We start from the raw sequence: 25,694 nt of genomic DNA, 5'->3' as shown, positions 1-25,694 counted from the left end.
CCCGGCAGCGTCCCGAAGGTCCAAGGAAAAGCCGCCCTAGAGAGGGCGGCCGAAATGGTTACAGCAGCGGGATGTCGATGCCTTTGCTCTTCAGGAGCTCGTGGAAAAGTTCCGCCTCGATGGCCACCGCCAAATCATCGTCGAGGTTCGGCAGCAGCTGTGGTTCACCGACCGGCTTGCCTTCGACGGTGTAAACCTCGAGCCGCAGCGTGTTGGCGGCAGCCATGAAGCCCGCTGCTATCGGGTCCTCGGGGTAGGCAATTCGGATGCGGAAGTCGGGCAGGCCAGTCGAGCGCCGAACCGCGGCTTGCACCTCGGGAGAGCGGAGGACGAATCGATGCAGGCCGTCGTTAGGGGTCTGCGCCCCGCCCCCTCGGCACAGTCGGGCCAGGGTTCCGGTTGACTGCAAAGCACTGAACAAAGAGAAGTTCTTGACACTGAAGAGATGACTCATGGGGTTCCTGAAAGATGGACGTTGCCTGCCGGCCTATAGCCATGCGCTGTTCATCGGCCGAAGAAGCGAACCTCCTCAGCCGCGACATACCGTGCAGGCCGCGCTTTCAATTCCGAAGCGCCTCGTAGCCTGCTGGCTTGCAGCGGAACGTGCCGCCCTCACCTTTGGTCAGCACCATCGACTTGGTCGCATTACTGTTTATGACGGGGTACCACGCCGAAGTGTCAGGCCAAAGCCTCGGGCTTCGGGGAATACGACAACGCCTTCGCACAACCTGAAGAGGTCTGAACATAGATGTCCAACCTCCGGTTGTCGTAGTCGATGGCAATGCCGTATGCCTTGTAGGTCTCCAGTTTCAGTCGAGCGTCGGTGGCGACCGAGTACCCCGCCGGGGTGTTGTAGCCCGCGCTGAACTGGGTCCAGTATCGCGAGGTTCCGCTTTGGTAGTCATAGAACACTCCTGGGGCGAGTGCCAAGGTGTTGGTAGCGCCAGGCGTGCTGCTCCCAATGCCAACTCCCACTTGCATCAGATTCGTCGCGTAGGTGTAGTAGTTGCGCGAGCCGTCGCCATTCGTCGTCGGGTTGACCACAGGCGGTGGCGATGCATCCGTCACCTCGAAGTACCATTTGCCGGCGCGAATCCCGCCGGCTGGCCCGATGCCCACGTAGTTGGGAGAAACAGCTGTGGCAATCAGATTGTCTTGCGAGAGGTTCCACGAGGCCTTGGGACGGAAGCGGGCAAAGCCTTGGCCGTCCGAAGCCACGGAGCCCGTGAGCTGCACGCTCTGCGAGGCGAAGCCGGCCCTGCTGACCGTCAGCGTCGCAGTGTGCCCGCTTGCGCCTGGCGTGCGCGATGGCCGGTACACCACGTTGACTGCCCCAGTGGCGCCGGCCAGCGAAGCGTTCACGGCTGCTGATTGGGCACCCTGCGAATCACTCCACAGGCTGGTACCCTGCGTACCAGCGTTGTCCGTCACGTTCACCACCGACAAGATGGAGAACTGGTCTGCATCCGGCCCACTGAGCTCGACCGTACCCACTTGGAGAGGTGTCGTGCCGGTGGTGCGCCGGATGTACACAGGCAAGGGCGCGGACACTTGTGCCATGCTCGACAGCGAGGCACCAAACTCATAGTCGGCAATGTCGGGACGCGATGACAGCTGCATCTCTGTTTGAGCCGCACCGTTCACGCGGAACGACGTCTGGCCCCCAGGCCCGTCGTGGAAGACGGTCAATGTCGCCGTATGCGCGCCGAGGGTGGTCGGGGCGAAGGTCACGTTGAGGCCGTAGTCACTAAGAACGGCTCCGCCGGCAACGTCAGCGCCGACGTACGGCGCGGCGCCTTCCGTCACGCCTGGCGCGGCGTAGGTGAAGAGCTGCGTCTTCGACGCACCGGTGTGATGGACAGCATAGACCGTCGTGACCGCAAAGGCCGGCGAGCCTTCGACCTTGAAGCCGCTGTAGGTGACGCGTCCGCGGGACCCGGCGACCCGAAGGTTGACAAGCTTCGTGCTGGAACCGAACGCACTGTTGGCAATGCTGGCCTGTGGTGCGAAATCCGGAATGAGTCCGTTGTCAGCAAAGTCCACCGTCGCGAAGACTCCCGTCACGTCACGCTCGCCCGCCCCGGAGAGGTCCAAAGTCAAGGGCGACGTGTTAGCCCCATTGTGGTCGATGAGCAATTGCGCGGCGTGTGCCCCTGCTTTGGTTGGCTTGAACTGCAGCCGCACGTTCAGATTGGTGCTGACGTTGTTCTGCTTCAGCGAGGTGGGCGAAACATCCTGGCCTGTGTTTTCTGCACTCGAGTAGTTTGTCCAGGTCGCGAACGTGAATGCAGATGCATCTGCGCCGACGATGCGCATGCGTGGCACGCTCGCGTAGCCGACCTTGTTGGTGTTCACGAGGTAGAGGTCCTTCAGCACCGTGCCTGCTGCCGCACCGGTCGGGCCGTTGTAAGTCGCGACCCCCATGTCGCCCGATGCAGCCGTAGGCTTCGAAACATTGGTACCAGAGAACTGCACGATGGGCTTAATGCTGCTGCCAGAGAGAAGGAACTCGGTCTTACCCCCTGGGCCCGTATGGAAAACCGTGACTTTGGCTGTCTCAGTGCCAACTTCGGTGGGCGCGTAACGCACCGTGATGCCCAGGTCCGTGACGGCTCCGGACTTGCTGATATCCTCGCCCGCCCACGAGAACGCATCTTCACGAACGACATCAGGGTTGTAGTTCTTGACGATGCCGCCATAGCTGGTCGTGCCCTTGGGGTACTTGTTCAACGAGCTAGTCACCCCAAAGCTTGGAGAGCCCTCAACCTTGAAGCCCGTGTAGGTCACTTGGCCCTTCGTTCCAGTGACGCGGAGATAGATGAGCTTGCTCGCCGTGGTTCCAGCAACTGTCACAGGGTACGGCGCCGGGGCTTGGACGGAAGTGGCGAGGTCGCTCACCGTGACGTTAACATCGCTCGCCGCCGTGCCGGAAATTGGCAGGACCAGGGGATTCGTGTTGCCCCCGTTGTGGTAAATGGCGACCTGCGCGGTGTGCACGCCCATGTGTGCAGGGAGGAACGTCACCTTGAAGTGAGGCCCTGTGCTGGTGGTCTGGACCATGCCTATCGGGGTTACGTCGTTCGCAGCCGGAGCCGTCCCCTGGCCTGTCCAACTCGTGAACTGGAAGCTGCTCGCATCGGGGCCGGTGATGACCATGCGGTTCACCCGCAGGCTACCGACGCCGGCGGTGTTCACCACGTAGTTCGTCAGAGTGGTGGGGGTGGGTGACGGATTGCTCGCGTTGTACGACACCACGCCAAAGTCAGAAATTGGTGGCGCGGGATTGGCCGCCAGGGCGCTGGCCGCTGAGAGGGCCGCAATGGGCTGCACGCCATTGCCGGTCAACAAGAACGTCGTCTTGCCGCCAGGCCCGTTGTGGGTCACCGTTACCTTTGCCACTTGCTGGCTAAGGCTGGACGGCTGGAAGGTGAACTTCAAGACTAGGTCCGTGTAGCCGCCAGTAGGAGCGACGTTCGCGCCCACGTAGTTGAATTCGGCACTGGCGACCCGGCTGTAGAACGCCGATGCAACGGCAGCCGTTCCGCCTTGGCGGACCAGGCCGGAACCGGTGAGTGCAATGTCCGTTGTCCCCTCGATTGAGGCACCTGTGTAGGTCACGGCACCCGCGGAACCCGTTGCCCGGAGGTAGAACGACCTTTCGTTCGAGGTGTTGCCAACAAGGGTGTCGGCAAACGGCGTTGGCTCAACGATGGTCGCGCTCGTGCCCTCGGACACGGCGAGCATCACATCACGCGAGGCCGTGCCAGACAAGGGCAGCACAACGGGCGAGATATTCATTCCGTCGTGGTAGACCTCGAGCTTTGCCTCGTGCGCCCCGAGCTTGACGGGGAAGAACTTGACCTTGAACGGCAGAGAAGCCGAAGCGGTGCCCTGGACCATTGCGGCCGGGGAGACATCGGGCGATGGGACGTAGCCCCCCGGCTGATTCGGGTACGACTCGATGGCGAATGCGGACGCATCGGCGCCCGTAATGCGCAGACGCGTCACCCTGAGCAGCCCCAGCGTGTTCCAATTTACCACATTCAGGGTCTTCGAGACGGAACCGTTGCTCGCATCACCGGGGGCGTTGAACCCAGCAACGCCAAGGTCGCCGCTGGCGGGCACATAGGGCGCGGCGGCCGTCGAGGAGAGGGCTGCCGCTGCACGGCGACCTTCACCCGTCAGGGTGTAAGTGGTCTTTCCGCCGGGGCCATCATGAAACACCGTTACCGTTGCCGTTTGCACCCCGGTGGTCGTGGGAGAGAACGCGAGCAGGGCACGCAGGTCGGACAGACCCATCGTGCGGGCGTCAGCGCCCACGAGATTCATGTTCACGTAGCGCGTCGAGGCCGGTTGCGCCTGCAACGCGCTTGAGCTCGTGCTACCCGTGTTCGTGAGACTCACCCCTTTGACCGAGAAGGCCTGCGAGCCGACGATTTGAATCGACTTCCAGGTGACCTGACCGAAGGTGCCGGTGTTGCGGACGTAGGTGTCCAGGGTCGAACTCGCGCCCACGCCCGTGACAGGGAATGGCGGAATGTCCGCGATGAATGGACCGCCCGAGGCCTGAACGGAGACGTCATACGCGCCGGTGCCTGTCAAGTTCACGACGGCTGGCTGCGCGTTGTCGCCGTTGTGCTCCACAACAAGCTGCGCCTCCTGGGCTCCTGCGCGCATGGGCGAGAAGGCAATTTCGACTAGGAGAGCCTCCGCGACGGACCCTTGGCGCATGTTCGCGGGGCGAACGTCCTGGGCCGGGAGCGTGCCGTCGGCGGTAGCCCGATAGGAGTACCCGGTGATGGCAAAACTCGCGGCGTCGGCGCCGATGATTGAAAGATGTGTTGCTTGCAGACGCTTCCCAGCATTGGAAGTGCTGACCAGGAAGAACTTGCGCTTGAGCGCATCGGACGTGAGCCCTGCGCCGTCGTTGAACGTCAGCGTGCCGAAGTCACCATTGGGTGCGACCACAGGATTTGCGGACGCCGTGCCAGAGAGCGCGGCGTAGCTGAAGTATTCGGCCACGCCGAATAGTGGCAGCTGTGCTCGGCTCCCCCCGTTGTAGTCAATGTTCAACTGAGCATTGAACGTGCCCTTCGCCTTGGGGGCAAAGGTCACCACAACGCCGAGGTGCGGGTACGTGCCCGAACCCGCGTCAACCGTGGCACCGGTGGCCGTGAGGCGGTCGCCCGAGATGCTTGCCCCGCTCGAGCTGTACGAGCCGCTGTTGCTCGACTTGCGGACCTCGGTGATAGCGAACTGCCCCGCATCCGCGCCGGTGATGGTCACGGTAGCCGCGTCAATGCGCGTGCCTGCGGCCTTCAGGACGTTGTTGAGGTAGATGATTTTCTGCTGCGTTCCATTCGCGCCACCCTCTTCGCTCATTGCGATGATGGTCGGATAGTTGCCGCTGACGAGGGCCATGGACCCTGCCGTGCCAGAGAGCGCGTAGTCAGCCTGCACGAAGGAGGCAGACAGGCTGACGGAGACCTGGGTGCCCGTAGGCCCACCCGTGGAGGCGGTGAGGGTGCCGGCGACCGTGCCTTGCGCGGCATTGGAGGCAAGCACCTCGACCGTGCAACTTGCACCGACCGCGAGTGGGGCGGGAAGTGCCGTTGGGCAGGTCCCGTTGGTGCCAATGGAGAACGTTCCGCTCGGTTCGGGGGAGAGGCCCACCAGCTGCGTCGGCAGGTCTCCTGTATTGGTCAATGTGAAGATGCGGCCATAGGTTGCGCCAACTGCGATGTTGCCAAATGCGCCCTGGCCCAGGAGCTTAAGCTTGCCTTGTGGCAGGACATAGGCCAGCCCCTTGGAGAGCGTCCCGTTGCCGACGGCGGTGGTGGCGACCACGTCGACAGTGCCTGCCTCCGGGGAGAGCCGCGCCGGCACGACGACTGTTGCGCTCGAGCCGTCTGCCGAGACGGACGTCACTTGAGCGGCTTGCCCGTCGACCAGGACCTTCATGCCCTCGGCGAAATCTCGGCCCTGCAGGAGGGTGGGCCAGCCGCCGGCGACGGAGCCGGTTGCAGGAGTTGTGCTCGCGATGACAGGGGCACCGGCGTATCGCAGGGCCTGCGGCAGCGTTGCGGTGAGGCCCGCGTCGTTCGTCATCGTGACGTCGACCACGCCAGTCGCGTGGGCAGGGGCCACGACGTCCAGCTGCGTGCTGCCACGTACCTGGATGGTGGATGCAGCAACGTCGCCAAAGAATATCCTTGTCGCGGCGGTGAAGCCTGCACCCAGGACGGAAACGAGAGTGCCGCCGTTGCTGTCGGCAATCGAGGGCGTCACGCGCGTGAGCTTGACCCCTTGGCCCGTGGCGCCGAGCGTCGCCGTCAGCGTCCCTGCGGTGGTCAGGACAGTCAGCGTGCTCGATTGAGGGCCAGCGGTGGTCGGAAAGACATTGAGCGCGATGTCGCAGGCCTCTCCCGCTCGCAGGGGCTGGCTGCATGCGTTGTTTTGCTGAAACCAGGTGTTGTCGGGGATACCGATGGAGTTGACCTTGACCGGGTAGGCTCCGGTGTTCTTCACCTGCACCACGCTCTCAGCGGTTCCGCCGACGTAGACCGTGCCGAAGTCGACGCTCGGTTGGCTCAGTGCGGCCTGCGGCAGCAGGCCTGTACCGGTCAGCGCGACATCCAGCGGGCCGCCGGAATTCGCCGTCTTCAGGCGGAGCGCGCCCGTCAATGCACCGCCAGACGCCGGCGTGAAGGACACGTACAGTGGACAGGATTGACCTGTTGCCAGGGGAGAGACGCAGTCGGACGAGACGCCGAAGCTCTCTGCGCCAGTAGCCATCGAGATGTCGTAGACGTTCAGAGGGCCGGTGCTCTCGTTTGTCAGCATGACGGTCTGGGCAGCGGAGCTTTCGCCAACCACGACCGAGCCGAACGCGAGGCTGTTCGAGTCAACCGATGCACGGGCGGTCGGACCGTTGCCTGTCAGAGGAATCGTCAGCCGATTGCCGGTCTGTGGCACCACCGCGAGGGCTGCCTCGTGAGCACCGCTTGCCTGCGGCGAGAAACGCACCGTGACCGAGCAGGCCTTGTCTTTGCCAAGTTGAGGGCCGCAGTCGCTGGTGAACGAAAAAGCGGTTTTGTTCAGTCCGTCCAGGGCGATGCTGGAGATTCCCACGCCACCCGGGCCCGGGTTGTAAATCGACACGACCTGCGCGGCGTGCTCGCCCATCGCAACTTGGCCAAAGGCCAGCTCGGTGGGCGTCGCGGCGACGCTGCCGAGCAAGCTGAGACCCGCGAGCGCCACCGAATAGGTGGGCATCGTCGGGTCGTTCGACGAAATCACCAACGTGCCCGCTTGTGCTCCTCCGCTGACGGGGTTGAATCCCACTTGGATTTCGCAGGTCGCGGACGGGGCCAGCTCCGGGCCGCACGTGTTCGACTGGGTGAAGGCACCGCTGATGCCGACACCACTCAGGGCCAGGCGAGCGTTGCCGGTGTTTTGGACGGTCACGGTCTGCTGCGGGGCCGTGGCGAGGAAGTCCACGCTCCCAAAGTCCAGCGCCGTGGGGGCGACCGAGATGCGCGGCGTCGGCCCCTGGCCCGTCAGGGCAACGGCAAGGGGCTGCTGATTCTCGGCGCGCAGGTTGAGCTGTGCCGTTACCAGGCCGTCTTTGCCCGCAAGGAATCGTACGGGAAGGTCGCAGTGGGTGCCCGCGGCGATTGGCTCCCGACAATCGGTCTCGCTTGACGTGAAGTTTGTCGGGTCCGTGGAGTCCACGGAGACCAGCGATACTGCTTCAGGCCCGGCGTTGGAGATGCGCAGTGCCGCAGTAGCAGGGCTGGCCGGCGTTGCTGCTCCGAAGGAGAGCGGGTTGGGCGAGGCAGTCAGCACGGCCGCGGGCACATGGTCGACCCCCTTCCCGTAGAGCAGGACCTCGCGCTGGACGCCGCCGGCCGTCGCTACGGTCAATGCCGCAGCATGCGGCTTCAGGGCCTGTGCGGAAAAGGCGACGCTGACAACACAGCTCTCAGAGGAGGCGAGCGTCGCGCCACAGGTCGTCGACGTCGTGAAAGCGGCTGCATCGGCGCCACTCAAGCTTGGCGCGTTGAGTGAGAGCGCTTCGCTGCCGGAATTCGACACCTGGATATCAGCGCTGGAGCCTTGGCCGACTTCGAAGGACCCGAAGTTGAGGTACCGCTTGTCGACGACCAACGCCTGGTCGGCCGTCAACCCCTCCCCGCTCAGGGAAGCCATCTGGACTCCCTGAGGCGAGTAGACGCGAAGGTAACCAGTTTCGCTGGCCGCTGCGGTGGGGGTGTATGTCACGGTTACGGTGCAACTCTCGCCCTTCGGCAGTTTTACGCCACACGTGTTCACCTGAGAGAACCCTGAGCCCTGGATGTTCACGCCAGAAATGAGCGCATTGCCGGCTCCCACGCTGGAGATGGTGATGTCCTCGGGCGCGGAGGACGAACCCATCGAAACCGAGCCGAACGCGAGCCGCGACGGAGTGAATTGCAACTCGCTGCTAAGGCCAACGCCTCTGAGGGACACGGAGGCGGCCGGATTCACCGGGTCATTCGAAACAACGAGCAGCTCGGTTTCTCGAGTGCCACTCCCGTTTGGCGTGAACTGCACGCGCACCGCGCAGGATGCGCCAGGGGCTAACGGCGACCCGCAACTGTTTTCCTGGTTGAACTCCACCGTGCTGGCGAGGCCGACGTTCGTGACCTCGAGCGGCGCGGAGCCGACGTTCGTCACCGTCACCTCTTGATAGTTGGAGGTGTCCCCCTGCGACATCGCCTCGAACTGGAGTGAGCCGGGGGCAACTTCCAGCACGGGTGCAGGCACATGCCCTTTGAGGTGAACGAGCAGGTTCTGCCCGGCCTGGGAGGCGATGACCAGGTCGCCGATGGACCGTTCCACGGAGCTGGCCGTGTATTGCACGGTCAGGTCGCAGTATTCCCCGGCTGCCAGCGGCGCGGTGCAGCCGGTCGTGACCACAAAGTTCGCCGAGTTCGTCGCGTACGTGTGCGTGACCTCCGCGACGTCCGGACCAGCATTCGTCACGCGCACGACGCGGCTCACCGCTGTGCCGAGCGTTGTCGTGCCGAAGTCGACCTCGGACATGTTCGTGCTGAGTTGGCCCTTGGCGGCAGACGAGACGCCCTTGCCAGACAAAGCGACAGTTTTGGTGAGCGTGGTCTGTCCGGCGCCCGTCGGGATGGCCAGTTGAGCGCTGAATGTTCCGACCACGGCAGGCGAGAACGCGAGGGCGAGCTGGCAGGTAGCGTACGCGGGAAGAGTTGCCCCGCAGGTCGAGCTGGACGAAAACAAAGCCGCGTCTGGGCCACCCAAGGTGGGCGAACCCAGCGTGAGCTCCTTGGTTCCGGCGTTGGCCAAGGTGATGGTCTTCGTCGCCGGCGCTTCACCGACAACGACGTCGCCAAGCGAGACGGAGTCGGGGGCTGACAAGCGGCCGTCCACGGCACCTTCGCTGGGGTCCGTGTGGTCGCCGCCGAAGCCGAGCATCCCAACGTCACGGATGCTGCCGTCCCCACTCTTCACGCGGAGCGCGCCCACGCGCTGCCCCATGGCGGTCGGTATGAAGTTCACGGCAACAATACATGCGGCGCCTGGGCTGAGGCTGGTGCTGCAGTTGTGGCTCACCTTGAAGTCGGAACCCCCGTCCAGGAAGTACATCTGGCTGATGATGGCAGGGACATTCCCGACGTTCTTGACTGCAAGCTGCTTGACCGTGCTCGTCGTGCCGAGCTTCCAGGTGCCGAAGTTCCAGCCGTTTTCCGAGATTTCTAGGTCCGTGAGGAGACGTACGGCGTTGCCGATGAGAGAGCCCTCGGCGCGGCTGTTCGAGCCCTGGAGCACCAGGCTTCCGAATTGTGGGCCGGCCTCTTGTGGCATGAAGCTGACCAGCATGGTGCACTCGCCATGTGCCGGCACGGTTGAGCAGGTCTTCTCCACGGCGAAAGGAGCCGTGGCGACCGCGGTCACGTCCGTGGCGGCGCCGCCCCCGTGGTTGACGACCTTGACGGGCAAGGTCCGCATTTGGGTGCGAGCCACGTCCCCAAAATCGGTGAGCTCGGGCTGAATCTCCAGGTCAGCCTGGCCCGTCAGCTTGATGTCGATTGGAATGCGATACCGGAAATCGGACGCGGCTGCGCTGAGCGCGGGCTGGAGGACAATGGTTGCACTGAGGAGCGCGCAGACGAAGCGCTTGAAGGACGGACGCATTTTTCTAGACAGTTCGGACAGCGGCCCCCTGACGGATTCCGGGGGCTTTGGGCCTATAGCCAGGGACCGTCTAGTGCGGGGTTTTAGGCCCCTTCTTTTCAGGCCCATCCGCGGCGCGCAGAGAGGGCACAGCCGCGTCCCTCGTTCGGGGCGGCCTGCGCACGCGCGACGAGCTCTTGGCGAGGAGTTGGCGGCGGTACTGAAGCGCGCGGTGCCAAGACCTCGCCCCACAGGGTGTTAGGGGCCGTTGCGGCGACCTTGGGCCTTCCGGAGGTCGGTGGCCGCCTGTGCCTGAAGTCGGTAGGGGCCTTAGGCGGTCACGATGCGGGAGCGCCGCACGTCCCCGACTTGCGCGCCGCTGACTGGCGCCGTTGAGGGCGTTGCGCGCTTCCAGGCACGACGCGACAGCTCCTTGTTGACAGAGGCGACGTCGCCACTGTCGAGCAAGCCGGTTGTGAACATGGCAACGAGATTGTTGACAAGACTTCTGACCGTGGCAGGCAGGCCCGCGAGGTAGTCCGCTTCGGATTGCGCCGGGGCGTCAATGGGGGTAGCTGGCGCGTAGCGCAGGCCTTCGGGGTCAAGCCAGTCAGCCGGCACGTCAAAGGCCTTTGCAATGCTCTGCAGGCGGTCGCTCGGCAAGCCGCGCACGCCGGATTCTGCGTGGCTGATAGCAGTGCGCAGTCCCTGAAAATCGAGCGGCTCGACCTTCATCGCAAGCTGGTTGCGGGAGACGTCGGAAGCATGACGAAGTGCGCGCAGGCGCATCGATTGAGTCGGCCGCGGGGCCTTTCCCTTGGCGCCAAGAATGAGCCAACTACCCGAAACGCCGAACTCGGTGGCAATACGGAGAATCGTGTCGGGACGAGGGGTGGCGAGGCGCTCTTCCCACCCCTTCAGGACTGTCGCGGTGCTGTGGCCGAGGCGCGTCGCCATCTGCGCCCTGGAAAGGCCGAGCGCTTGCCGAAGGTCTCGCAGGCGGAAATGGATACCAGGCGCGATGTCGTCGAAGGACCATTCCCCTGTGACCTCAGGCAGTGCCGCGGTTTCGACATCGCCAGTGCCCTTGAGCAGAGTGGCCGAGTCCGTGGCGTAGCGGGACGCGAGCTTGTCGAGGTGGTCGAGGTTGACAACGGAGAAGACGCCTCGCTCGAGGCGGGAAACAGCGGCATGGCTGCCCTGATAGCCCAAGACCTCCTCGGCAATTTCGAGCGTGGTTTTGCCAGTCGCTTCGCGCAGCTTTCGCAGACGCGCGCCCAGCTCTAGGCGGTCGGCGAGGTCAAGCTTACGCTTGCGGGAGGTTGCATCGACCTGGTTGGCGGTGGCGGGCATTGGGTCCTCGAAACTACATTGAATTTAATGCGCTGCGGTTGCGGCGCTTGGGGTTATTGTACGACAGTGCTTGAACGAGCACCATCAGTATCAGATGCAAGCATTTTAGATTTAGCCGCACCGTAGTGGCGCCGGCGCCACCTGGTTTTTCTCAGGCCCGATATGGCCCAATCTGATTGCCGCCATCGCGCCCGTCGAACCGCCCGTGCAGGCCGCGCAGGCGCGGTCCCGGTCCGATGCCGCAGGCCTGCAAGCTGTGCGATACTGTACGGCCATCCAGTATCCTGGCCGCCGGCAATGTCCGCCCTTCCCGCTTACGCCGAGCTGCGCTGCGTCTCCAATCACACCTACCTGCGCGGCGCCAGCCAACCGGAGGAGCTGGTGGAGCGCGCTTCGCAGCTTGGCTATTCCGCTCTCGCAATCGCTGACGAGTGCAGCCTGGCGGGCATCGTGCGCGCGCACGTTGCTGCCAAGGAGCACGGCCTCAAGCTTCTGGTCGGAACCCAGGTCCAGGTTGCTTGCGGCCACCCCTTCACGTTGCTCGTCCTTGCGTGCAACCTGAACGGGTACGGGAACCTTTGTGAATTCATCACCAAGCTTCGGCGTGGCTCAGAGAAGGGAAAATACGAACTGCAGTTCGCAGACCTGACCGCCGCGGCCCTTGAGGACTGCGTCGTCGTCGCCTGCCCGAAGCGGATGTCGACCCCGGAACAGCTGGAGACAACAGGACGCTGGCTCCTGTCAGAGTTCCGGGGGCGTTGCTGGTTCGGCGTCGACCTTCTGCGCCTCATCGACGACGAGATGTGGTTGTACCGACTCCGCCAGGTGAGCGAGCTGACGGCAATTCCCTTGGTAGCCGCCGGCGACGTTCATTTTCATGTTCGCTCCAGGAAACCACTCCAGGACGTACTGACCGCTACGCGAGTTGGCCGCCCGCTGACGGAGTGCGGCCTCGACCTTCAGCCAAACGCAGAGCGGCACCTAAGAACGCGTCTTCGGCTGGCGCAAACCTACCCGGAGGATTTGCTTGCAGAGACGCTCAACGTGGCCGCGCGCTGCCAATTCAGCCTCGAGGAGCTTCGATACCAGTACCCCGACGAAGTGGTGCCGGACGGGGAGACGCCCTCCTCCTATTTGCGGCGCCTGACCTACGAGGGCGCCGGCCGACGGTGGCCAGAAGGGGTGCCGGCGAAGGTCCAGCTACAGATTGAGCACGAGCTGACATTGATTCAGGAGCTCCGGTACGAGCATTACTTCTTGACCGTCGCTGACATCGTCCAGTTCGCGAGGTCTCGCAACATCCTGTGCCAAGGGCGCGGGAGTGCCGCCAATTCCGTCGTCTGCTATTGCGTGGGCGTCACTGAGGTCGACCCAGCGCGCATGAGCGTCCTTTTTGAGCGTTTCATTTCCAAGGAAAGGAATGAGCCGCCGGATATCGACATCGATTTTGAGCACGAGCGTAGAGAAGAAGTTCTCCAGTACCTGTACCGGCGTTACGGACGCGACCGTGCCGCCATCACCGGTGTGGTGACCAGCTATCGGCCCAAGAGTGCGGTGAGGGACGTGGGCAAGGCGCTGGGATTTGACCTTGAGGTGGTAGACCAGCTTGCCAAGAATCATCAGTGGTTTGACGGCAAGGCGGTCATGCCGGAGCGTTTAGTGGAACTAGGCCTGTCGCTTGATGACCTGAAGGTGCGCCAGCTGATGTTGCTTACAGGGCAACTGCTAGGGTTCCCAAGGCACCTCAGCCAGCACACCGGCGGGTTCGTGCTCACAAGGACGGCGTTGTCTCGGCTGATTCCAATCGAGAACGCCTCGATGAAGGACCGAACGGTCCTGGAGTGGGACAAGGATGACCTTGACGCTTTGGGGTTTCTCAAGGTCGACTGCCTGGCTCTGGGCATGCTGACCGCCATCCGCAAATGCCTGGATTTCATCGGTCAGCGTAAGGGGTTCGTATTCGCGATGCAGGACATCCCGGCGGAGGACCCCGAGACGTACGAGATGATTTCGCGCGCGGACACCGTCGGAGTCTTCCAAATTGAGAGCCGCGCGCAGATGAGCATGCTGCCGCGGTTGAAGCCTCGGTGTTTCTACGACTTGGTGGTCGAAGTCGCGCTCGTGCGCCCCGGGCCCATCGTCGGCGGAATGGTGCACCCGTATCTGCGGCGTCGGCAGGGGCTCGAGCCCGTGACGTATCCAAGTGAAGCGCTCAAGGAGGCGCTTGGCCGCACGTTGGGCGTGCCCGTATTTCAGGAGCAAGTAATGCAGATTGCGATGCTTGCCGCGGGGTTCACCGCCGGGGAGGCGGACGGGCTCCGCCGAGCAATGGCTGCCTGGAAGCGCAAAGGCGGTCTGGAAAAGTACCATTCCAAAATCGTCGAGGGCATGACGACGCGGGGCTATGAAAAGGCGTTCGCCGAGCAGATTTTCGAGCAAATCAAGGGCTTTAGCGAGTACGGATTTCCCGAAAGCCACGCGGCGTCGTTCGCCCTCCTCGTCTATGCGAGCTCGTGGATTAAACGGCACCACCCGGCAGAGTTCCTGACCGCAATGCTGAACTCCCAGCCATTGGGGTTTTACAGCCCAAGCCAACTGGTACAGGATGCCAAGCGGCATGGAGTCGTCGTCCGGCCGCCCGACGTCATGCACAGCAACCTGGACTGCACGCTTGAAGACCTCCCGCATGCGCCGGCGGTGCGACTTGGACTTCGGCTTCTCGCAGGGCTGCGGTGGGAATCCGCGCAGCGCATCGTCGATGAACGCGCGCGAGGGCCGTTCGACAATGCTGAGGACCTTGCCAGGAGGGCGCGGCTCGAGCTGGCTGAGATGAAGTTGCTCGCAAGCGCAGATGCCTTGATGTCGCTGAGCGGCCACCGGCGGGTCGCGGTCTGGGACGCCGCGGCTCTCCGCTCTGTGCCCGAGCTCCTGCAGGAGGCGCGCGTCGACGAAGACGTCCTGGAGCTGGCGCCGGCGCCCGAGGGTGAAGAGGTGATGTTCGACTACGCTGCGACGGGCTTGACGTTGCGCAGCCATCCACTCGCGCTGCTTCGACCGTTGCTCGCAAAACGGGGGCTGGCCACGGCCGCCGACCTGCAGGACGTTGAGAACGGGGCGGAGGTGCGCTATTGCGGACTGGTCACTCTGCGGCAGCAGCCTGAGACGGCGAACGGCGTCATCTTCGTATCGCTCGAGGATGAGACCGGCGTGGTGCAGGTGATTGCCTGGCGCAGCATCAAGGAGGCGCAGAGGCAGGAGCTGCTGAACGCCCGACTACTTGCCGTCAAGGGCACTTGGCAGCGCGAAGGTGAGCTCCGGAGCCTAGTCGCAGAGCGGTTGAAGGACCTGACACCATTACTTGGTCGACTGCGAACCACTTCCAGGGACTTCCATTGATTTCTCAATGCCACGGCTAAACCGCTGAGCTATATCGATAGGGACATCCGCACCCGCGGGAATAGCTCGAGCGCAATCCGCGATGTTGGGGAACGCATTCGGAGAAGCCCCGCGTAAGCGGGGATAGCTCGTTCGAGAGGCACCGCAGCTCGGCGTATTGAGGGCACCTCCCGCGTCGGCGGGGATACCTCGTGCCATCACCCAACGGAGTTCATAGCCGCAACGTTCCTCCAGCGTAAGCAGGGATAGCTCGTAGTGCTCGTCCTGCAGCTCTACGATGAGCTTGTCTGCCCCGCGAGAGCGGGGATGTGCTTGGGCATAGCCCGCCCAACTCAACGCCCCTGGGTGTCGGGTTCCGGGACGTTCGGGCTTATAGCTTGATGCCTATCACCGTCGCCAAGGCGTCCAAGCGATTCTCTGGCAGTGCGGCCAGGTGCATCGCGATGCGCTCGAGCTTGGGGGGACTTTAGGAGGCTCTCCTGCTGCGTCAACGCCAGTAACGAGCCAGCGCGCACTCACCTGAAGGGCGTCTGCCACTGCAAATGCATTGACTGCTGATACCCCGCCGGCGTCTGACTCCATCTTGCGCACGGCCTGCAGCGTGACGCCCACGAGGGCAGCTAGCTCCTTCTGCGTCATTCCGAGCCTCTCGCGACTAGTGATGATTCTTTTCGGGAGGTTGTCCATCTCCAAACTGTATTCGAAGTGTTGGCTCGGCCGCGCCAGCGAACGACGTTTGTCGCCGTTCCGGCGTTTTAGGACGGCCCAAGCCGCACCTGGGCGCGCAATCAGTTTAGACCGCTAAATACTCACTCTAGACGGAGCTCCACCAGGAGCTTCGTTTGACTGCAGATTTTCTAACCTATTGGGGCAAGGCGCACCCATTGCCCGGCACAACTGTCGCTTGGCACCCCCTTGCGTATCACAGCTTGGACGTCGCTGCGGTCGTTGGCGAGTACCTGCGGGTCAATCCTTCGCTCAGCTCGACGCTGGCTCGACTCCTGGGGATGGCCGAGGACGCTGCAATCAAGGTGGCCATGTTCCTGGCAGGCAGCCATGATGTTGGCAAGTTCGGCCCGTTTCAAGCGAAGGTCGAGGAGCTGTTTGCTCAGCTGCAGCCGGACCAACCGGTTCCCTCTCAAGCTGCACAGCACCACTCCCAGGCCGGCATTTCCACCTTACTCGACTGGGTGTCGGCCCGGTGGTACCCCGATTCCCTCGAAGACGCGGAATTAGCGCTAGAGCCCCTTCTGAACGCTTCTTGCGGGCACCACGGCAGGCCAGTTGACCTCTCAAACTCGACAGGGGTGGGGAAGCGCACGACTGCGGCAGCCCACGCCTACCTTGATGCCGTTGCCGACGTATTGGGGCTCGACAGTTTCGTCGACCTTTGGGACGGAGGCGGCTACCGCCAGGCGTCATCCTTGCTCGCCGGCGTGCTGACCCTCTGCGACTGGGTCGGCTCCATGCAGAGGTTCTTTCCCTATCGAGCACCGACGATGTCCTTGAAGTGCTATTTCGTCGAGGCACAAGACCAAGCGCGTACCGCGCTGGTTGAGCTCAGCCTGGCGGAAAAGCGCCCAAGCGCCAAAGCCGGGCTCTCGCACCTATTCCCTGCGTTCACGGCGAGTGCCACACCGCTACAGCGATTTGCTGATAGCGTCGAGTTGGACCGCGCCGGCCCTTCCCTGTTCATCCTGGAGGATGAGACCGGTGCCGGCAAGACCGAGGCCGCGCTGACCCTTGCTTCGCGGCTGCTTCAGGCCGGAAGAGGCACCGGGGTGCTCGTCAGCCTACCGACACAGGCCACCGCCGATGCTCTTTGCGGGCGGCTGCTGCCTTTGGCCAACATGTTTTTTGAGGCAGAAGGCGGAGTTCCGTCGTTCTCGCTGGCACACGGAAGTGCGTCTCTGTCGCTGGCGCGGCTGCGCTCGGAGCATCTCGAAGCTGGGTCGATTTGTGCCGACCTCGACAGCTGGGCCCAGGACAGCAGCAAGACTGCCCTGCTTTCGGACGTCGGGGTGTGCACCATCGACCAGGTCGCGCTGTCTATCCTGCCGGTGAAGCACTTTTGCTTACGGCAACTGGGCATCGGGCAAAAGGTCCTGGTTGTTGACGAGGCTCACGCATGCGACGCCTACATGCTCAAGCTTCTTGAAACAGCGCTCGAGGCACATGCCATGCGCGGCGGTAGCGCCATCCTGCTGTCGGCAACGCTACCGCGGAAGCACAAGGCCGCCCTTGTCGCTGCCTTTCGGAAGGGCGCCCGTTGGACTGGCGCGCAGGCCGTCCCTGTCTCCACCGACTACCCTCTTGCCACTGTCGCCTCTTCGGGCGGCATGGTTGAGACGCCGATTGCCGCACGACGTGTGAGCAGGTTCACCCGCATTCAGCGAATCGGGGATAGCGCAACCGAAGCCCTCGTCCTGAGGCTACTTGCAGCAGGCAAGTGTGTTCTCTTGCTGCGCAACACAGTCGGCCGTGCCCAGGCGGACTTCGACACGTTCTTCGCCCTGTTGCCAGGCCAGGTGCAGCTGGCGCACGCGAAGTTTGTCGGCAAGCATCGCTCGGAAAATGACCGCAACCTGCTGGAGCAGTTCGGCAAGCGCTCGACATCCGCTACTCGCAAAGGACAGCTGGTCATCGCTACCCAGGTGGCGGAGCAGTCACTCGACGTGGACTTCGACGAGCTCATCACCGACTTGGCCCCAATCGACGCCTTGCTGCAGCGTATCGGCCGCTGGCGCCGGCACGTTCGGGACGCCGACGGGAAGATGGCGATGGCAGGCGACGATGCGCGCGGGGAAGGCCTGGTGTACGTAGTCGCGCCCGAGACTCACGGCAATGTCGACTTCCTTGCGGAGCTCCCTGCGAACACGATGTTCGTCTATCCCCTTCCTGTGGTGCTCTTTCGCACGGCACAGTTGGTTGAGGAGCGCGGTGGCTTGCAGATTCCCGCAGGCGTTCGGGAAGCCGTCGAGTTCGCGTACGACGAAGAGGCCGAGGCGCCAGCATTTCTGGCGTTTGCGGAAGAGCGGTCAGAAGGGAAGATTGAAGCAGCCAAGCGAGCGGCTAAAAACGTTCGACTGAATCTGACCGTGGGCTACTCCCAGTTGATTGCAGACGTGGCGCCTGAGCAAGCAGTGACCCGGCTGGGGGAGAAGTCGGTCCGGGTAGTGCTTTGCGACCAAGGCGGCGCCCCCTTGTTTGGCAGCATGGAGTTGTCCCGCCTAAGCCTACGAGCAAGCCTACTTGCTCTCGAGGTCGACGACACCGGGCACGCAAAGTTGAGGATGGGCGCAGCCGGCTCGGGTGAGTGGGAGATGTTGGCGGTCGACCATGCGAGCAAGGAGCGATTGGTCCGCTACAGTCGGACCCGTGGGTTTTCGGTGGGCCCACCACAGCGGCGGAGATGAGAGCCGCGGCGCACGTACGTGCGCCAATGAACGGATAAAGCCGGTGGCTAAAAAATGCAGGTGCGAAAGACGTTGACCGCGCAAGCGGGGATAGCTCGCCGTAGTTTCGGGTGTCGAACGACGCGTGCGTCTCTCCCCGCGCAAGCGGGGATAGCTCAGGAGCATCGGACCGATGCCAACCGTCGCCATCGTTTATCCCGCACAAGCGGGATGATGCGCACCGGATACGGAGGCCGCAAGCCGGCTCCCCCCCCACCAGCGCAAGCGGGGATAGCTCGGCCGGTCTCGTTCACTGATATCGCACCGAACGGCTCCCCCCCCCCCGCGCTAGCGGGGATAGCTCGGTCTGCGATGCCGTCCTCTTTCGGGGTGACCGGTCTCCCCCGCCTACGCGGGGATAGCTCGGGTTGTCGCATCATCACTTGCGGTGGCGTTGAGACTTCCCCGCGCACGCGGGGATAGCTCAGGCTGGAACCGCGAGCGCGAGCAGTATCAGGCGTCTCCCTGCGCAAGCGGGGATATCTCGGACTTGAGGGCTGCCATTTGCTTGTCTCCTGCGTCCCCTCCGCGCAAGCGGGCATAGCTCGTTCTGTAGGACGTCGTGCACGCCGCCGCCCTCGTCTCCCCCGCGCAAGCGGGGATATCTCGGGAAGCAGCAAGTAGTCGCTCTCATTTGCGTCGTCGGCCCCGCGCGAGCGGGGATAGCTCGCCCCCCCACCAGAACGTCCGGCCGCGCATCAGAGTCTCTCCCGCGCGAGCGGGGGTAGTTCGTGCGATTGCTCGTGCAGTGGCGAGAACCATGGGTCTCCCCCGCAAGCGGGGACAGCTCGCTCGCCCACAGGAAATGTTCTGGATGGGGCATGTCCCCCCGGCGCAAGCGGGGACACTCGAAACGATTGCCGTCGTGCTCGCAAGCGGGAATCGCCGGGTCACGTCAAGGCGCCCTCATTCGGCGGGATATTTGCTCTCCGCGTCAGCAGAAGACCTGGTGGTAACGCAGCGCTACACCTGGGTATGAACGCCCCGCTAAAGCCTATCTATCGCCTTCAGAAGGAACGGATACCCTTCATTTTCCTGAGCTACGGCCGCCTTGACGTCAAGGACGGCGCATTTGTACTGGAGGATGCGAATGGAACTCGCGTGCAGATGCCAGTGGCTGCTTTCAATGTCTTGTTTCTTGAGCCCGGGACGAGCGTGACCCACGCTGCCTTCCAGCTCGCGGCCCAGTGTCACACTCTCATTTGCTTCGTTGGCGAGCAAGCGTGCCGTACATACTCTGTCGGGCGCCCTTCCGACGGAAACCCTACCAACCTTAAAGTGCAGGTCTTGGCATATGCCGACGAAGCCCGGAGGCTTCAGGTGGCCCGCAAGATGTTCGAGATTAGGTTCGGCGAGGCGATTCCGGCCCGACGCAGTATTGAGCAACTTCGAGGCATCGAGGGGGTGCGGGTCCGCGAGTCCTACAAATTGCTGGCTCGACAGTTCGGAGTGGACTGGAAAGGCCGAACCTACGAGCAAGGAGAGTGGGACGCTGCCGATAGCGTCAACCGGGCCCTGTCCGCAGCGAATGCGGTGGCTGTTATTCTCGCCTGCGGATACAGCCCACGATAGGGTTTGTCCACGACGGAGGGGCCAAAAGTTTTGTATACGACATTGCAGACCTCTATAAGTTGGAGATTTGCGCACCTCTTGCGTTCAGGGCTGCCGCGGGGAGCTCGGCATTCGCGGTGGAGACTCAAGTAAGGCGGCACCTGCGTGACCACTTTAAGCAAACGCGATTTGTTGCGCGGGTCGTGGATGACCTCAAAGGCCTGTTCGAAGAGTCGACCGCATGATGCTCGTCCTCGTCCTGACTGGTGCGCCACCTCGCTTAAGAGGCCGGCTATCAACGATACTGCTTGAGGTGCGGGCTGGCGTCTATACCGGGCACGCGACACAGAAACTGCGTGAAGAACTATGGGCGTTGACTTGCGGCAACATCGAGGATGGCGACGCCCTGATTGTGTGGCCAGACCAAACTGAGGTTTGCGGCGTCTCGTTCCGGACGGTAGGCGTGAATCGGCGCCGGGCGGTCGAAGTCGATGGGCTGCAGCTGGTGGATTTCCCTCGGTTGAGCACAGACGAGGTCCCTGAGTCCATTATGGATTTAGCAGGTCTAGCGGAGGTGGTTTTCCCCGGTGGACAGTGTGACAACTAAAATGTTTCGCTAAATCAACGGGTTAGGGGAAGAGTCTCCCCCGCGCAAGCGGGGATAGCTCGCGCAGCGTCAGGCTTTGGCGTGCTGCGTGCGCGTCTCCCCCGCGCAAGCGGGGATAGCTCGTCTTGTGGGGCGCTGACGGCCGCTGCAACGTCGTCTCCCCCGCGCAAGCGGGGATAGCTCGTAAATCCGTTCGCACCAAGGTGAGCCGCACGCGTCTCCCCCGCGCAAGCGGGGATAGCTCGCCGTGCTGGGGCGCGCGTACCGCGCAGCTGCTGTCTCCCCCGCGCAAGCGGGGATAGCTCGCAGTCTTTGCTTCCATCTCGAGACGTCGAGTAGTCTCCCCCGCGCAAGCGGGGATAGCTCGCCGGCGTCCACCGCGTTCGACATCGTGCCCCTGTCTCCCCCGCGCAAGCGGGGATAGCTCGCGAGGCTTGTTGCATGCAAAGAAGGGGGCTTCGTCTCCCCCGCGCAAGCGGGGATAGCTCGTCGACCATCGAGAGCATCGCCATCCAGGAGCCGTCTCCCCCGCGCAAGCGGGGATAGCTCGCCGACGAGGAAGCCACCCAGACATCCGTAGACGTCTCCCCCGCGCAAGCGGGGATAGCTCGCGGCTGGTGATTGGCCTCGAGGACGCCGAGGGGTCTCCCCCGCGCAAGCGGGGATAGCTCGTGCGCTATCACCTGGCAAGCGCGCTGCATTGAGTCTCCCCCGCGCAAGCGGGGATAGCTCGCCCTCTTCGAAGTGGTCGATGCCGGTGGACACGTCTCCCCCGCGCAAGCGGGGATAGCTCGTGAAATTGGTCGTCCTCGATTTGCTCACGCGTGTCTCCCCCGCGCAAGCGGGGATAGCTCGGTACGGGCTGCGGGCGATGAGCATTTGCTGAGGTCTCCCCCGCCCAAGCGGGGATAGCTCGCCCTTGATGGCCAAGTTCACGCCAATGAGCACGTCACCCCCGCTTGCGCGGGGATTGGAAGTCTCGGTCGACCGCCAACGGACAGCCCGTGCCAGGCTCTTGTGCTGCGGCGTGGAGCCTGGCCTCAGCTTTTAAGGCTGTAACCTATACTCGAGCGCATTGCGCTATCAGTGTCCTTTGTGATACAATGAGTGACGCTTTAGCATTCGTCGCCTACGTCATCAAGCAAGGCGGCATAATTTCACTATTCCGCTGTGCGCATGAACGTACTCTTAGACCCTTGGGTCCCCCTCCTGCTGCCAGACGGTACTGTGGCCAAGCAGCGCATGGTGGACATCCCTACCTCCGGTGCGCTTCGTGTGGAGCATGCCCGAGCCGACTACTCAGCGCTCATCACTGAGCTGGCGGTGTGCGTTTACCAGACCCTTGCGGCGCCGCACGACAGGATTGCGCGACGAGCTCTGGTGCGGGCCCCCGACCTTGCATTGCTGGACAAGGCGTTTCGAACTGCCGCGCCTGCGTTTGAAATCTTTGGTGACGGTGCACGATTCCTGCAGTCGCCAGAAGCTATTGGCGGAGAAATCCCTGTGCGTGGCCTGGTACCAGAGGGGCCCGGTGCGAACGCTGTTGCCAAAAACACCGACCTTTTCGTTCACCGCTCGGCACTCGACTCAATGTGCCCACATTGCGCCCCGGCGGCCCTCTTTGGCAACCAGGCGCATGCGGGCCAAGGAGGTTCCGGCTACAAGGTTGCCCTGCGCGGGGGAAGCGCCCTGGCCGCGCTCATCGAGGCACCCACCTTGTGGGAGACCATCTGCCTCAATCTACTGGACCGCGACACGTACACCGACCGCTACTGCCTCGAGGGTGGAGCGGAAGAGGATTTCCCCTGGACGACGGGCCTGAAGGTCTTCAGCAAGGAGGCAATCGGGCCAAGGGAGCTGGGTGCGCACGCGGCGCTCTGGTGGATGCCCCGTGCCCTGCGACTCCATGAAAGCGCGAACGCGGACGGCACCTCATGCTCCACCTGCGGAGAAGTTCACCCCACGCATATTCGAACCGCGAGCCGTGACAAGACGGCCGCCCGTCCGCCTGAGGGGCTCCGCCACCCTCACACGGCGTGGTGCATGCTCAAGAACGAGAAGGAGATAGACGGCGTCAAGACCAAGGTGGACGTTGAGGCCGCGGTCATGGTTCCGTCGGAAGGCTACATGCTCGGGGACTGGCTCGCGCTGACGCTGGGCGCACAAACCCCGACCCGCCGAATCTTGGCCGGCCTGCCCGCGATGGCACACCTGTCCCGCGCAGAGGCCGCGCGCGCTACCCTTCGCGTCTTCGGTCCGCGCTACGCCACCGCCACGTTCCTGACCTGGTTCGACGAGGCGGGGCCACTATTGGCCGCAGCTGACGCGGAGCACCTTCGTCAATTGCGAGCAGAGGCCGAGAAGCTGGTTGCCGAAGCGCAGCGGGTCCTCGTCATCGTCCGGACGGCCGCCCGGAAGAACCTCGGTAGCAAGAAGCGACCCCTTGCGGTGCCGCTTTCCAGCAGTCCCGGGCAACTCGAATCCGAACTTGCCGGCCGCGCACGCTCACTCATCAGCCGTGCACTGGCGAAAGTCGACGGAGCCGGCGGCAGCCTCACGCAGGATGACTACGAGCAATTTTGCAGTCAGTTGCGCAAGGCGGCAGTATCGCTGTTCAACAGAGCGCTAGTCATCGACTTCGCGAATGAGACCTTGAGCCACAAGCTCGTTCTGCTGAGCGCCAAAACGTACTCACTGATTTACCCCAAGGCCAAGCCGGCCTCCAACCAGGACGCTATCGCCGCATGACTCCGCCAAACCCTTCCCTGTCCGCCGCCAACATTGTGGTCAGCGCCATCTTCGCCCTGAAGGCTTCCCGGAATCCGGAGTACTTCAGGTTGCGCCGAGGCAGCGAAGCGCTCCACGCAATGTTCGAACCCACTTTCCCCCAGACACGGCAGGCACTCTCCGCTGCGGGTCACCGCGTGCGTGACGAGAACCTTGCATGCGCGCTGCTTCTGCTTCCGCACGTCGGGCAAGGCAAGGCGAGCCTGGGGCAGGCTCTTGGGGACAAGAAGCACCCCTACTCCGCGCTCCGTTTCCAGCAGCTCGTTACCGCCGAGGGCCCGGAAGAGCTGTTTACGCATGTTCATCGTGCCATCCGCTTCGTTGAGGGCCAAGTGTCGCCCTTCAGCATCGCCGACCTCGCGCTGAACTGGACTGAGGGTTACGCGGACGTCCTGCGCAAGCGGCTCGTTGCGGACTATCACTCCGTGAAGCTCACAGCCGCCTGAGCCGCGTCGCACCCACTCCGTCTCCGTTTTCATCCAATCCAATCGGCATCTCTTATGACCAAGAAGTTCATTCAAATCCACGCACTGACCGCGTACGGCGCCAACAACCTCAACCGCGACGAGTTGTCGCGTCCGAAGAGCGAAGTGTTCTGCGGAGTTCCTCGTCTTCGCCTGTCCTCGCAGTGCTTGAAACGGGCTTACCGCACGAGCGAAGTTATGGCCGACATCATGACCGGCACGCGCAGCCGCGACCTGTGGTTCACGCTTGCCTCGGAGCAAGTCGCCCTTGGTCACCCTGAAGCGGCCGTAATCGCGCACATCGTGCCTGTTCGCGACGCGTTCGAGGGTAGCAAGAGCGCCGCTCCTAAGGACGAAGAATCCGGGACGGACGACGCGGATTCTGAAACGCCGCCGTCCGAGGCGAAGAAGGGCAAGGGCGGCAAGAAGAAGAAGGGCGCTGCGCCCCTCCCCGCTACCTTGGCGGAGCTCAAGGGGAACCTGTTTTACGCCAGCAAATCGGAGGTCGAGTTCATCAAGACCGTACTGGCCGACTCGCTCAACCCCAGCGGCTCCACCAAGGGCGCTCCTATCGAGCAGAAGGTGGTCGAGGGCCAGATTCTGGACCTGCTCATGAGCGTCGACGTGGCGATGTTCGGTCGCATGGTTGCCGGCAACAAGCCCCTCTCCGTCGAAGGCGGGGTGCAGGCCGCTCACGCGTTCACTGTTCACAAAGCGACTGCTGACGATGACTTCTTCACCGCTGTCGACGACATTTCGCCAGACGAGGGCTCGGGCCACATGGGTTCGAACGGTTTTGGCGCAGGGGTGTACTACTCCTACTTCAACGTGGACGTCGACGTACTGCTGAAGAATCTTAACGGTGACAAGGCGCTGGCGGCACGAGCAATCGAAGCCTTCATTGAGGCCGTCGCGACCGTGGCGCCCGGTGGCAAACAGAATACGTTCGCGGCGCGCTCGTACGCTTTCTACCTGGCGGTCGAGGTCGGGAATGCACAGCCTCGCTCCTATGCGGATGCCTTCGCCGCTCCGGTGAAGGGCGACGACATTACGGGCGGCGCCGTTGCAGCGCTGCGTGCGAACCGTGAAGCAGCCTTTCAATGCTTCCCCTCGCAGCGTACCGAGTATCGCGAAATGTTCGTCGCTGCCCGTCAAGGCTCCCTTCCTGAAGTGCAGGCCCTGGTGGCAGAGGCAGTGGCGGCTTAAGGGCAGACCGTGCACTACCTTGTTCTGCAACTGAAGGCGCCGTTAGCCTCCTTCGGGAGCACGTCGGGCGAGCAACGAGGCACTGATGGTCGGCCTCGCCGCGCCGCGGTGGTGGGCTTGCTCGCGGCTGCGCTAGGCATTCAACGTTCGGAAGACAGCCGCTTTCTCGCCCTGTCCAACGCGCTGTCGCTAGGGTATGTGGTACTTCGCACGCCAACTGTGCTGGTCGACTTCCATACCGTGCAGGCACCTGCAAAGCAAATCGGTCGCACCCGCAGAGAGCAGCTGGCCACCGGCGAGCCGAATTCGATGGTGACCCGTCGTGAGTACCTGCAAAGCGGCCACTGGTTAGTGGTCCTTGGAGGGGAGGAATCCGTTCTGCGCACCATTGCCGATGCACTGTGCGCGCCCGCGTTCCCGCTTTACCTCGGCCGCAAGAGTTGTGCGCTGTCAGCCTTTACCGCACCACTCGTGTTTGCCGCCGAGACGGCGGAGGACGCAATGCGCGAGTGGAGCCGTCGTGTCGGAGGCACCGGCCATCCGTGTGAGCGCGAGTTCTTCTGGGAAGCCGACCTGCCAACGGCGGTCGAGCCGCTTGTCGTCCATCGGCGAAACGACCGACGTACTGCGCTCTCGAGAAACAGTTTTTCCTCCCGCGTTGAGCGGGAGGGTCATTTGACCCTTTGA

12 protein-coding genes and 1 CRISPR repeat array are annotated in these 25,694 nt (G+C 63.3%); of the genes, 8 read left to right on the top strand and 4 right to left on the bottom strand.

The window, feature by feature from the left end; translation table 11 throughout:
• Window positions 1–58 precede the first annotated feature (58 nt).
• The 3 genes from E5P2_RS30285 to E5P2_RS30275 all read right to left on the bottom strand — a co-directional run bounded on the left by E5P2_RS30285 (window position 59) and on the right by E5P2_RS30275 (window position 11,541).
• Window positions 59–454 carry a hypothetical protein gene (locus E5P2_RS30285; RefSeq protein ID WP_146039557.1) on the bottom strand — a complete coding sequence of 132 codons (396 nt, stop codon included), beginning with the start codon at window positions 452–454 and terminating at the stop codon, window positions 59–61.
• Window positions 455–678: 224 nt separating this feature from the next.
• Window positions 679–10,209 (bottom strand): choice-of-anchor D domain-containing protein, encoded by a 9,531-nt coding sequence (locus E5P2_RS30280; protein ID WP_162570917.1) that lies wholly within the window; start codon window positions 10,207–10,209, stop codon window positions 679–681.
• Between the two features lie 309 nt (window positions 10,210–10,518).
• Window positions 10,519–11,541 (bottom strand): helix-turn-helix domain-containing protein, encoded by a 1,023-nt coding sequence (locus E5P2_RS30275; RefSeq protein ID WP_068674082.1) that lies wholly within the window; start codon window positions 11,539–11,541, stop codon window positions 10,519–10,521.
• A 297-nt stretch (window positions 11,542–11,838) separates the two neighbouring features.
• Here E5P2_RS30275 and E5P2_RS30270 point away from each other — a divergent pair, with 297 nt between their 5' ends.
• Complete coding sequence (locus E5P2_RS30270; protein ID WP_162570916.1) at window positions 11,839–14,937, top strand: error-prone DNA polymerase; 3,099 nt, start codon at window positions 11,839–11,841, stop codon at window positions 14,935–14,937.
• Between the two features lie 387 nt (window positions 14,938–15,324).
• On the opposite strand, the gene E5P2_RS38420 is transcribed toward E5P2_RS30270, so the two are convergent.
• Window positions 15,325–15,624 (bottom strand): helix-turn-helix domain-containing protein, encoded by a 300-nt coding sequence (locus E5P2_RS38420; protein ID WP_083944145.1) that lies wholly within the window; start codon window positions 15,622–15,624, stop codon window positions 15,325–15,327.
• Between the two features lie 155 nt (window positions 15,625–15,779).
• Here E5P2_RS38420 and E5P2_RS30260 point away from each other — a divergent pair, with 155 nt between their 5' ends.
• The 7 genes from E5P2_RS30260 to cas5e all read left to right on the top strand — a co-directional run bounded on the left by E5P2_RS30260 (window position 15,780) and on the right by cas5e (window position 25,694).
• Window positions 15,780–18,353 (top strand): CRISPR-associated helicase/endonuclease Cas3, encoded by a 2,574-nt coding sequence (locus E5P2_RS30260; RefSeq protein ID WP_083944146.1) that lies wholly within the window; start codon window positions 15,780–15,782, stop codon window positions 18,351–18,353.
• Window positions 18,354–19,367: 1,014 nt separating this feature from the next.
• Window positions 19,368–19,964: a CRISPR-associated endonuclease Cas1 gene (locus E5P2_RS30255; protein WP_068674089.1), complete on the top strand. Its 597-nt coding sequence runs from the start codon at window positions 19,368–19,370 to the stop codon at window positions 19,962–19,964.
• A 220-nt stretch (window positions 19,965–20,184) separates the two neighbouring features.
• A complete protein-coding gene (gene cas2e / locus E5P2_RS30250; protein ID WP_068674091.1) occupies window positions 20,185–20,550 on the top strand; it encodes a type I-E CRISPR-associated endoribonuclease Cas2e in 366 nt (121 codons plus the stop codon).
• A gap of 33 nt (window positions 20,551–20,583) precedes the next feature.
• Window positions 20,584–21,466: direct repeats of the CRISPR family, unit length 29 nt; unit sequence GTCTCCCCCGCGCAAGCGGGGATAGCTCG.
• A 260-nt stretch (window positions 21,467–21,726) separates the two neighbouring features.
• On the top strand, window positions 21,727–23,298 hold the full coding sequence (casA, locus tag E5P2_RS30245; RefSeq protein WP_068674093.1) for a type I-E CRISPR-associated protein Cse1/CasA: 1,572 nt from the start codon (window positions 21,727–21,729) through the stop codon (window positions 23,296–23,298).
• On the top strand, window positions 23,295–23,783 hold the full coding sequence (casB, locus tag E5P2_RS30240) for a type I-E CRISPR-associated protein Cse2/CasB (RefSeq protein ID WP_068674095.1): 489 nt from the start codon (window positions 23,295–23,297) through the stop codon (window positions 23,781–23,783). Before casA ends, casB begins: the two co-directional genes overlap by 4 nt.
• Before the next feature lie 54 nt (window positions 23,784–23,837).
• Window positions 23,838–25,007, top strand: a complete 1,170-nt coding sequence (gene cas7e, locus E5P2_RS30235) for a type I-E CRISPR-associated protein Cas7/Cse4/CasC (RefSeq protein WP_068674097.1) — start codon at window positions 23,838–23,840, stop codon at window positions 25,005–25,007.
• A gap of 9 nt (window positions 25,008–25,016) precedes the next feature.
• On the top strand, window positions 25,017–25,694 hold the full coding sequence (cas5e, locus tag E5P2_RS30230; protein WP_083944147.1) for a type I-E CRISPR-associated protein Cas5/CasD: 678 nt from the start codon (window positions 25,017–25,019) through the stop codon (window positions 25,692–25,694).

The sequence above is a fragment of the Variovorax sp. SRS16 genome (genome assembly GCF_901827165.1).
Lineage (GTDB): Bacteria > Pseudomonadota > Gammaproteobacteria > Burkholderiales > Burkholderiaceae_C > Variovorax.
Note: the sequence above shows the minus strand (reverse complement) of the source record. Positions and strands in the feature narration are given on the sequence as shown.

Coding starts and splice junctions, on each gene's coding strand:
- cas2e (WP_068674091.1), top strand. CDS start 20,185: ATGATGCTCGTCCTCGTCCTGACTGGTGCGCCACCTCGCTTAAGAGGC.
- casA (WP_068674093.1), top strand. CDS start 21,727: ATGAACGTACTCTTAGACCCTTGGGTCCCCCTCCTGCTGCCAGACGGT.
- E5P2_RS30270 (WP_162570916.1), top strand. CDS start 11,839: ATGTCCGCCCTTCCCGCTTACGCCGAGCTGCGCTGCGTCTCCAATCAC.
- E5P2_RS38420 (WP_083944145.1), bottom strand. CDS start 15,624: ATGGACAACCTCCCGAAAAGAATCATCACTAGTCGCGAGAGGCTCGGA.
- cas7e (WP_068674097.1), top strand. CDS start 23,838: ATGACCAAGAAGTTCATTCAAATCCACGCACTGACCGCGTACGGCGCC.
- E5P2_RS30280 (WP_162570917.1), bottom strand. CDS start 10,209: ATGCGTCCGTCCTTCAAGCGCTTCGTCTGCGCGCTCCTCAGTGCAACC.
- E5P2_RS30275 (WP_068674082.1), bottom strand. CDS start 11,541: ATGCCCGCCACCGCCAACCAGGTCGATGCAACCTCCCGCAAGCGTAAG.
- E5P2_RS30255 (WP_068674089.1), top strand. CDS start 19,368: ATGAACGCCCCGCTAAAGCCTATCTATCGCCTTCAGAAGGAACGGATA.
- casB (WP_068674095.1), top strand. CDS start 23,295: ATGACTCCGCCAAACCCTTCCCTGTCCGCCGCCAACATTGTGGTCAGC.
- E5P2_RS30285 (WP_146039557.1), bottom strand. CDS start 454: ATGAGTCATCTCTTCAGTGTCAAGAACTTCTCTTTGTTCAGTGCTTTG.